The sequence below is a fragment of the Gemmatimonadota bacterium genome (assembly GCA_009838845.1).
Lineage (GTDB): Bacteria > Latescibacterota > UBA2968 > UBA2968 > UBA2968 > VXRD01.
This window is the reverse complement of record VXRD01000085.1, coordinates 1-7,361: the sequence shown is the minus strand read 5'-3', so window position 1 is coordinate 7,361 and position 7,361 is coordinate 1. Positions and strand designations below refer to the sequence as shown.

Here is a 7,361-nt window from a genome sequence, read left to right as displayed (position 1 = left end):
GTATAGAAGACCTGGACAAAGAACAAGCTAATTTACGAGGGGAATTCAATCAATTTGGTAAGCGATTCGAGCGGTCACAAGTAGAATCTGACAATACCCGGCGGGAATTGCTGGATGCAATCAACGGGTTGCGGCAAGACAACAAGGGGCTGTCTGACCGTATGGAGGCGGGGTTTTTAACAATGCGCCAGGAGTTTGGCACCGTTCATAAATGGATGTGGTCGTTCTTTGTCGCTGTGATCATAGCGTCGTGTGCTGTGGTTGGTCTGGTGACCAATTTGTTTAGGTAGCAGAAGAAGGCATAAAAATTGTGTGATATTCCGTATCACCTCACGGGAACTGGAAACTGGGGCTAAAAAAAAGTGCCTTGCGTCCATTGACGCAGAGCATTTTTTTTCTGATAATCTCATTGAGAGGGCGAGTTTTGTCGGACCCATTTCTCAATCTCAGGTTTCGCCACTTCGATGATCTCAAGGAGGCGTTTGCCTATATCCTCAACTGCACAATCGGGATTGGTGTGCATCTTGATAAGGATATCTTTATCAGAAATGCGCGTAACACCCACTCGCAGAGAGCTTTAGCGTTGGGTCGCATGGCGAAGCGCATAGAATTTATGGGGTGGCTTTAGCCTATGGGATAGTCCTCAAGGGACTATCGGCGGCTGTGGAGCGGTGTACAAGTGCGCCAGCACTTCATCAACAAAACTTATTCCATATTACATTTGACAAAAACAATACATAAGTATATATTTTTATTATGGTTAAGTCGTTCAAATACAGATTGCGTCCGACCAAAAAGCAAGAACAAATCTTGCTGGCGCATATTGACGAATGTCGTATTCTCTATAATCAATTACTCTGTGCCAGAATACAAGCATGGAAAAATGAGAATAAGTCTCTGTCTCAATATGACCAGACCAAAACAATACCATTGTTAAAACAACAACACGCCGCTTTCAAGCAAGTACATAGTCAAGTGTTGCAACAAGTATCACAGAGAGTAGATTTGGCATTCAAAGGATTCTTTCGGCGTCTCAAAGATAAGTCAAAGACAGGCGAGAAAGCTGGATTTCCCAGATACAAGAATGAGAATCGCTATGATTCTATCACCTATCCTCAGTTTGCCAATGGATGTCGATTGGACAACAAGGGCTTGCGATTGGGCAGTATTGGTTGCATTCGCATTGTTCAGCACAGGTCACTCTTAGGTATCCCTAAGTCTTGCACAATCACACGCACAGCAACAGGCAAATGGTTTGTATCTATCTCTTGCGATATTGGCGAAAAAGATAAGAAACTAAACACTAACTCTGCTGTTGGCATTGACGTGGGTCTCAATTCCTTTGCTGTGACCAGTGACGGACAGAAAATAGAGAATCAGAGATTCTTTCGCAAAGAGGAAAAGTCTCTTGCCAAAGCACAGCGCAAATGGGACGCAGTGAAACAAAGACCCAAGACTGACCCCACAAGAGAAAAGCGTCGTAAAGTCATTGGTAGAGTGCATGAGCGTATCCGTAATAAACGACATAACTTTGCCCACCAAGAATCAAGAAAAATGGTCAATCGTCACGGATTCATAGCCGTCGAGAAATTGGACGTTCAAGAGATGCAAAAGAACAGACGATTGGCTAAATCAATAGCAGACGTAGCCTGGTCCCTGTTTCGGCACTGTCTCGAATACAAAGCGGAAGAAGCTGGTATTGGATTCAAAGCCGTCAAGCCTGACTATACGTCACAAGATTGCTCGGCATGTGGACATAGAGAGAAAAAGACACTCTCAGATCGTGTGCATCATTGCAAGGTGTGTGGCTATACAACGGACAGAGACCTCAATGCTGCGATAAACATATTGACGTTGGAGCTACAACGTCAGGTGGCTTAACCGCCAAGAAGCCCAACGGCTCTACCGTTGGGAGTAGTCACACTCCCTTTGAGACACTCTTTACCACAAAAGGAGATTTAACATGTCAAAAATCACCATCTACCACAACCCCAACTGAAGCAAATCCAATGGCGCAATGGACATATTGCGCGCTGGCAACGTCGAGTTCGACGTCATTGAATACCTGAAAACACCGCTGAGCGAACAGGACCTGAGAAAATTTCTCGCACTCCTGCCCGGTGAACCCAAAGACATGATTCACCCCAGTTCCTTTGAAAAACTGGGACGCGACATAGATGACTACAATACCCCCGATGCACTCGTCGGCTTACTTTTGGAACACCCCGAAGTCATGAATCGCCCTGTGTGCATTCGCGGAGATCGCGCAGTCATTGCCCGTCCCTCAGAAGCCGTACATGAACTCCTCACATAAAAAAACAGCCGCCGAGACCTGAACCTCGGCGGCTATTTCTTTTTCGATTTAATTAACTCACGCACCCTCCACCGCTTTTCTCAACTCATCGCCATTGCTTCGCCACCACGAATGCAAAACTGAGATATCCACCCCAATATTAAAATGCCGCACACCCATATCGAGATATTCCTTTGCCTCATCGGTTGACATAATCTCTGCGCGGGGATGCACGCCCATACTCAGCGCAGTCTTAAACACCTCATTCCTCGCATCTGCCACTGCGGGATCACCGCGCTGCCCCGCCTTGCCGACACTCATCGAATAATCCGAAGGTCCCCATTGCACCATATCCACGCCTGGAACCGAAAGAATCGCCTCCAGATTCTCCACCGCCTCCTTCTTTTCGATCATCAAAACCACAACCGTCTCCCGCATCGCCTTCACATACTCCGGTCCCCCGCCATATCCCATATACGTATTGCGCCGCGTGTACACACTGTACAAACCACCATCTTCCGGCGTATCTGGAAGCGTAACGCGCACACATTCCTTCGCATCTTCTTCCGTGCGACAATCCGTAAACAAAATACTCCCAAAACCAGACCCGATCGCCCGCTGCGACAAATAGTACTGATGGCTGCGATCAATTTTGAACATCATGCCCATATTGTACAACTCGGCGGCCCGACACAAATTGTCGAGATCGTAGAGATCAAACGTACCGTACTCGCCAACATATTCGACATAGTCGTAAAGCCCCGTATGTCCAATCGCCTCAACAATCGCCGGCCAACTCGAATGAATACGCGTGCCAATGGTGGGTTCGCCCGCATCCAATTTTTCTCTAATTCTATTGGGTTTCAAAATAAACTCCTTTGTTAGTGGTAGGTGGTAGGGGTTTACCCCTTCGGTTATCACCCAAACAACGACTGAAAAACTCGCTTCGTCCTGTCCAGCACATCTTCAGATAACACTTCTCCATCTGAAATTTTCACATTATCTGCGAGATGATCCACATTGGTCGATCCCACAATAGCAGTACACACATCTTCGTGAGAAAGCGTAAAACGCAATGCAAATTCAATCAGCGGCATATCGCCCGCCAATTCCCGCAACGGCATCTGCTGTGCCCGATCCCACGGATCGCCCATATACGAACCATCTGGCCGTTCGGATCTGAGATACACCCCATTGGCAATCGGACGCTTGATAATTGTCCCCATATCCCGGTCGCGCAAAGTCGGCATCAAATTTTCGGCAGACTCCTGGAACAACACATTGTACGTAAACTCCTGCGTATCTAAATCCCACTTCTGCGCCGCCTCAGCCGCTGCCGATCCATCAGCCGATACACCCACAAACTTCGTCCATCCCCTATCCTTAGCTTCCAACAGCGCATCAAACGCCGCTTCCCAATCGTCCGCTTCTCCCGGCAACCCGTGAAATTGTACAATATCGATCACATCCATCTTCAGCTTTGATCGACTCGTATCAATCGTCCTCAAAATACCCTCGGGCGAATAATCCTTTACAATCTCGCGCTTGCCGCCATTGATCACCTGATAATCGCCGCACTTCGTCGCCAGAACAAAATCATCCTGCCGATGGGCGATAAACTTCCCGATCCGCTCTTCGCTATCGCCATACATCGCAGCCGTATCGATAAACGCGATACCCAAATCGAGCACCGTGTTCAGCACCGCCTCGACCTGAGATTCTGGCAACGATGGATTTCCAATCTGCGCCGCGCCAAAACCGATCTCCGAAACTTGCAAACCCGTCTTTCCCAGCATCCGAAATTTCATTACAATACTCTCACTCTGCCTTAACGCATTCCCATATTTGCACAAGTCACCCAAATGTCGTATATAATACAACCAAAATCCACCAAATCCACCAAAAAATCTCACGGAACAAACACAAACTCGCTTGAGGAGAATTGATATGGACCTTGGATTGGAAGGAAAAGTTGCGATTATCACGGGCGGCAGCGAAGGAATCGGCAAGGGAATCGCATTGCGGTTCCTCGAAGAGGGAGCGAAGGTCGCGATTTGTGCACGACGCGATGATATCTTGCAGCAGGCAGCAGAGGAACTTCGGGCGTTGACCGATGGTGATGTCCTCGCTGTCCCTGCTGACGTGACCAAACCGGAAACACTAACGAGCTTCATCGACAGAGCGGTCCAGCATTTCGGACGGATTGACATCCTGGTCAACAACGCTGGCCGGTCTGCAGCGAGCGCCTTCGATGATCTGGACGACGATGATTGGCATGCCGATTTAGATCTGAAACTGATGGGAGCTGTGCGTTGCGTGCGTCTGGTCATCCCTCAGATGAAACTCGTCGGCGGAGGACGGATTATCAACGTCACGCATCCGGGGGGCAAACAGCCTGGCGCAGCTTCTTATCCAACCTCTGTGAGCCGCGCAGCGGGAATAGCGATGACCAAAGCGTTATCCAAGGAACTATTGCCTTATAATATCCTCGTAAACACCGTGTGCTTGACCTCTATCAAGAGCGCACAGGGAGAACGCGCCTGGAAAGCGGAAGGTTCCCCCGGCACTTTAGAGGCGTATTGGAATGAACAGGCTGAAGAGCATCCGCTGGGACGTTTAGGTGAACCCTCTGATGCTGGCGCTCTTGTCGCCTTTCTCGCTTCGGAATGCGCTTCTTTCATCACAGGCACGGCGATTAACCTCGATGGCGGATTGTCCAACGTCGTATAGCAATCGCGTTCAAAATCACCAAGAAATCTCACGGAGCAAATCTACATGACACAAAGCCCAAACATCCTCTTCTGCATTGCCGACGACCAATCCTGGCCCCACGCCAGTGCTTATGGCTGTCCCTGGGTCAACACCCCGGCATTTGACCGCGTTGCACGCGAAGGCATCCTCTTCAACAACGCCTTCACGCCCAATGCCAAATGCGCCCCATCCAGAGCCGCCATCCTCACCGGTCGCTATTCCTGGCAACTTCAAGAAGCCTGCAATCACCTCTGCTTTTTCCCATCGGACTACGCCACCTATCCCGAACTTTTCAAAGACGCCGGATACGCCACGGGATTCACCGGCAAAGGCTGGGCACCGGGCGAACCGGGAACTTATCCAGATGGCTCACCGCGCAAACTCGTTGGCCCCGAACACAGCGACCTCAAACTCAATCCCCCCACAAAAAGCATCGCCAATATAGACTACGCCGCCAATTTCGCAACTTTTCTCAATGCCAAACCCGACGACCAGCCCTTCTGCTTCTGGTATGGCGGCAGAGAACCCCACCGCGGCTACGAATACGGCTCTGGCGTACGCCTCGGGGAAAAATCCCTCTCTGACATCGACGAAGTACCCCCCTGCTGGCCGGCAACCGAAGACGTCAAAAACGACATACTCGACTACGCCTTTGAAATCGAATGGTTCGACAAACACCTTGGCCAAATCCTCGACATCCTCGAAGAACGCGGCGAACTCGACAACACCCTCATCATGGTCACCTCGGACAATGGCATGCCCTTTCCGCGCATGAAAGGTCAACTCTACGAAATAGCCTACCACATGCCACTGGCCGCCATGTGGAAAGACGCGATCGAACCGGGCCGAATAGTTGACGATCTCGTCAATTTCGTTGACTTTGCTCCCACCTTCCTCGAAGCTGCGGGCATCGACATCCATCCCCAAATCACTGGCAAAAGCCTCATGTCCATCTTCAAATCCAGCAAATCGGGCATCATCGACCCGCATCGCACCGCTCTCATCTCGGGCAAAGAACGCCACGACATCTGTCGTCCCGGCACCGTGGGCTATCCCATCCGCGGCATCCGCGACCACCATCACCTCTACCTGCGAAACTTTGAACCCGACCGCTGGCCAGCCGGCAATCCCGAAGTCTATTACCGCAACATAGACGACTCACCCACCAAAACGCGCGTCGTCGAAGAAAAAGAACAGGGTAATGAGACCTACTGGCAACTCTGCATGGGCAAACGCCCCAAAGAAGAACTCTACGATATCCAGGCCGATCCCCACTGCATCACCAACCTCGTCGAAAGCGCCGACCACCAGACCATCAAAAACACGCTCTGGCAAAAACTTCGCAAAACCCTCAAACAACACGGCGATCCCCGCATGGAAGGCCGCGGCCACATCTTTGACGAATACCCCGTCACCAACCCAGAACAAGAACAGAGAGTCAAAGAACGGTTCCGCATCGCCAACGAAACGGGTACTTTCTTTAAAAGCAATTAGTTCCCACACTCAGCCCATCAATACCCAATCCCCCGCAGATACTCGCGGTTAGACTTTGCCGCTTCTGCCGGGGGTTTGGGCGGATACGGGCGGTCAAGCTCTACGGACACCCACCCATCATAGCCCACTTCTTCTAACTTCTCCAGCGCTGCCCGTGCGTCAAATCCCATATTCCCTGCGCCGAGTTCTGCAAATCGCGCTTCCTCATTAAACTGCCCTGTGCGGTGATTCCATGACGCGGGATCATTGGCGTGCACATCCTTCAAATGCACATGCCCGATCCGATTCCGCAACACATCGCGTTCAAAAACCTGCATCGGATCGCTACCCGCCGCCAGCATGTGTCCCGTATCGTAGAGCAACCACAAATCGGGCGCTGCCGTCATCAATCTCTCGGCATCCTCAACCGTCTCGATCAACGTCCGCATATGCGCGTGGTGAAAACCCTTCACATTGTGCGCCGTGCAATATGCCAGCACATCATCGAGCGAACGAGCCGCATTTTCAACATCTTCATCGCTCGGATCATCGCCCCCCCACATCGCGCGACGACACGACGGCACCTCTGCCGCATCATTACCCAACGCGATATTGTACCGAACCCGATCAAGCGGACTCGGTCCTCCCACATTGACCAGATGCAAACCATTCTTCCTCGCCAAATTGGCTTTAGCAACCAGATCATCGCCACTGTCGATCTTCAACCCCTCAACCCCATCCCACCCCGCCGCCGCCCCGTCAGCCACCACCTGGTGGGGATTTTAGTGCGTGGGGGGCCGAAAAAGAAAGAAAATACAACCCAGTGTAAAATTGGGCAAATTTT

7 protein-coding genes are annotated in these 7,361 nt (G+C 50.8%); 4 read left to right on the top strand and 3 right to left on the bottom strand.

Annotation, left to right across the window (positions count from 1 at the left end):
- The first annotated feature begins 756 nt into the window (after nt 1-756).
- Nucleotides 757-1,881 (top strand): IS200/IS605 family element transposase accessory protein TnpB, encoded by a 1,125-nt coding sequence (locus F4Y39_10890; GenBank protein ID MYC14220.1) that lies wholly within the window; start codon nt 757-759, stop codon nt 1,879-1,881.
- Between the two features lie 136 nt (nt 1,882-2,017).
- The gene (locus tag F4Y39_10885; protein ID MYC14219.1) at nt 2,018-2,314 is read left to right on the top strand and encodes an arsenate reductase; all 297 of its coding nucleotides are present in this window, start codon (nt 2,018-2,020) and stop codon (nt 2,312-2,314) included.
- 57 nt (nt 2,315-2,371) lie between these two features.
- Here F4Y39_10885 and F4Y39_10880 read toward each other — a convergent pair whose 3' ends face one another.
- Both F4Y39_10880 and F4Y39_10875 read right to left on the bottom strand, forming a co-directional pair.
- Nucleotides 2,372-3,160 carry a 2,4-dihydroxyhept-2-ene-1,7-dioic acid aldolase gene (locus F4Y39_10880; protein ID MYC14218.1) on the bottom strand — a complete coding sequence of 263 codons (789 nt, stop codon included), beginning with the start codon at nt 3,158-3,160 and terminating at the stop codon, nt 2,372-2,374.
- 50 nt (nt 3,161-3,210) lie between these two features.
- A complete protein-coding gene (locus F4Y39_10875; protein MYC14217.1) occupies nt 3,211-4,101 on the bottom strand; it encodes an aldo/keto reductase in 891 nt (296 codons plus the stop codon).
- A 139-nt stretch (nt 4,102-4,240) separates the two neighbouring features.
- Between F4Y39_10875 and F4Y39_10870 the strand changes: the two genes are divergently transcribed.
- Both F4Y39_10870 and F4Y39_10865 read left to right on the top strand, forming a co-directional pair.
- Nucleotides 4,241-5,023 carry an SDR family oxidoreductase gene (locus F4Y39_10870; protein MYC14216.1) on the top strand — a complete coding sequence of 261 codons (783 nt, stop codon included), beginning with the start codon at nt 4,241-4,243 and terminating at the stop codon, nt 5,021-5,023.
- Between the two features lie 45 nt (nt 5,024-5,068).
- Nucleotides 5,069-6,538: a sulfatase gene (locus F4Y39_10865; GenBank protein MYC14215.1), complete on the top strand. Its 1,470-nt coding sequence runs from the start codon at nt 5,069-5,071 to the stop codon at nt 6,536-6,538.
- 17 nt (nt 6,539-6,555) lie between these two features.
- Here F4Y39_10865 and F4Y39_10860 read toward each other — a convergent pair whose 3' ends face one another.
- Nucleotides 6,556-7,287 carry a TIM barrel protein gene (locus tag F4Y39_10860; protein MYC14214.1) on the bottom strand — a complete coding sequence of 244 codons (732 nt, stop codon included), beginning with the start codon at nt 7,285-7,287 and terminating at the stop codon, nt 6,556-6,558.
- Nucleotides 7,288-7,361 lie beyond the last annotated feature (74 nt).

Excerpts from the sequence above, each read along its gene's own strand:
- F4Y39_10890 (MYC14220.1), top strand. The coding sequence starts at position 757 with ATGGTTAAGTCGTTCAAATACAGATTGCGTCCGACCAAAAAGCAAGAA.
- F4Y39_10885 (MYC14219.1), top strand. The coding sequence starts at position 2,018 with ATGGACATATTGCGCGCTGGCAACGTCGAGTTCGACGTCATTGAATAC.
- F4Y39_10875 (MYC14217.1), bottom strand. The coding sequence starts at position 4,101 with ATGAAATTTCGGATGCTGGGAAAGACGGGTTTGCAAGTTTCGGAGATC.
- F4Y39_10870 (MYC14216.1), top strand. The coding sequence starts at position 4,241 with ATGGACCTTGGATTGGAAGGAAAAGTTGCGATTATCACGGGCGGCAGC.
- F4Y39_10865 (MYC14215.1), top strand. The coding sequence starts at position 5,069 with ATGACACAAAGCCCAAACATCCTCTTCTGCATTGCCGACGACCAATCC.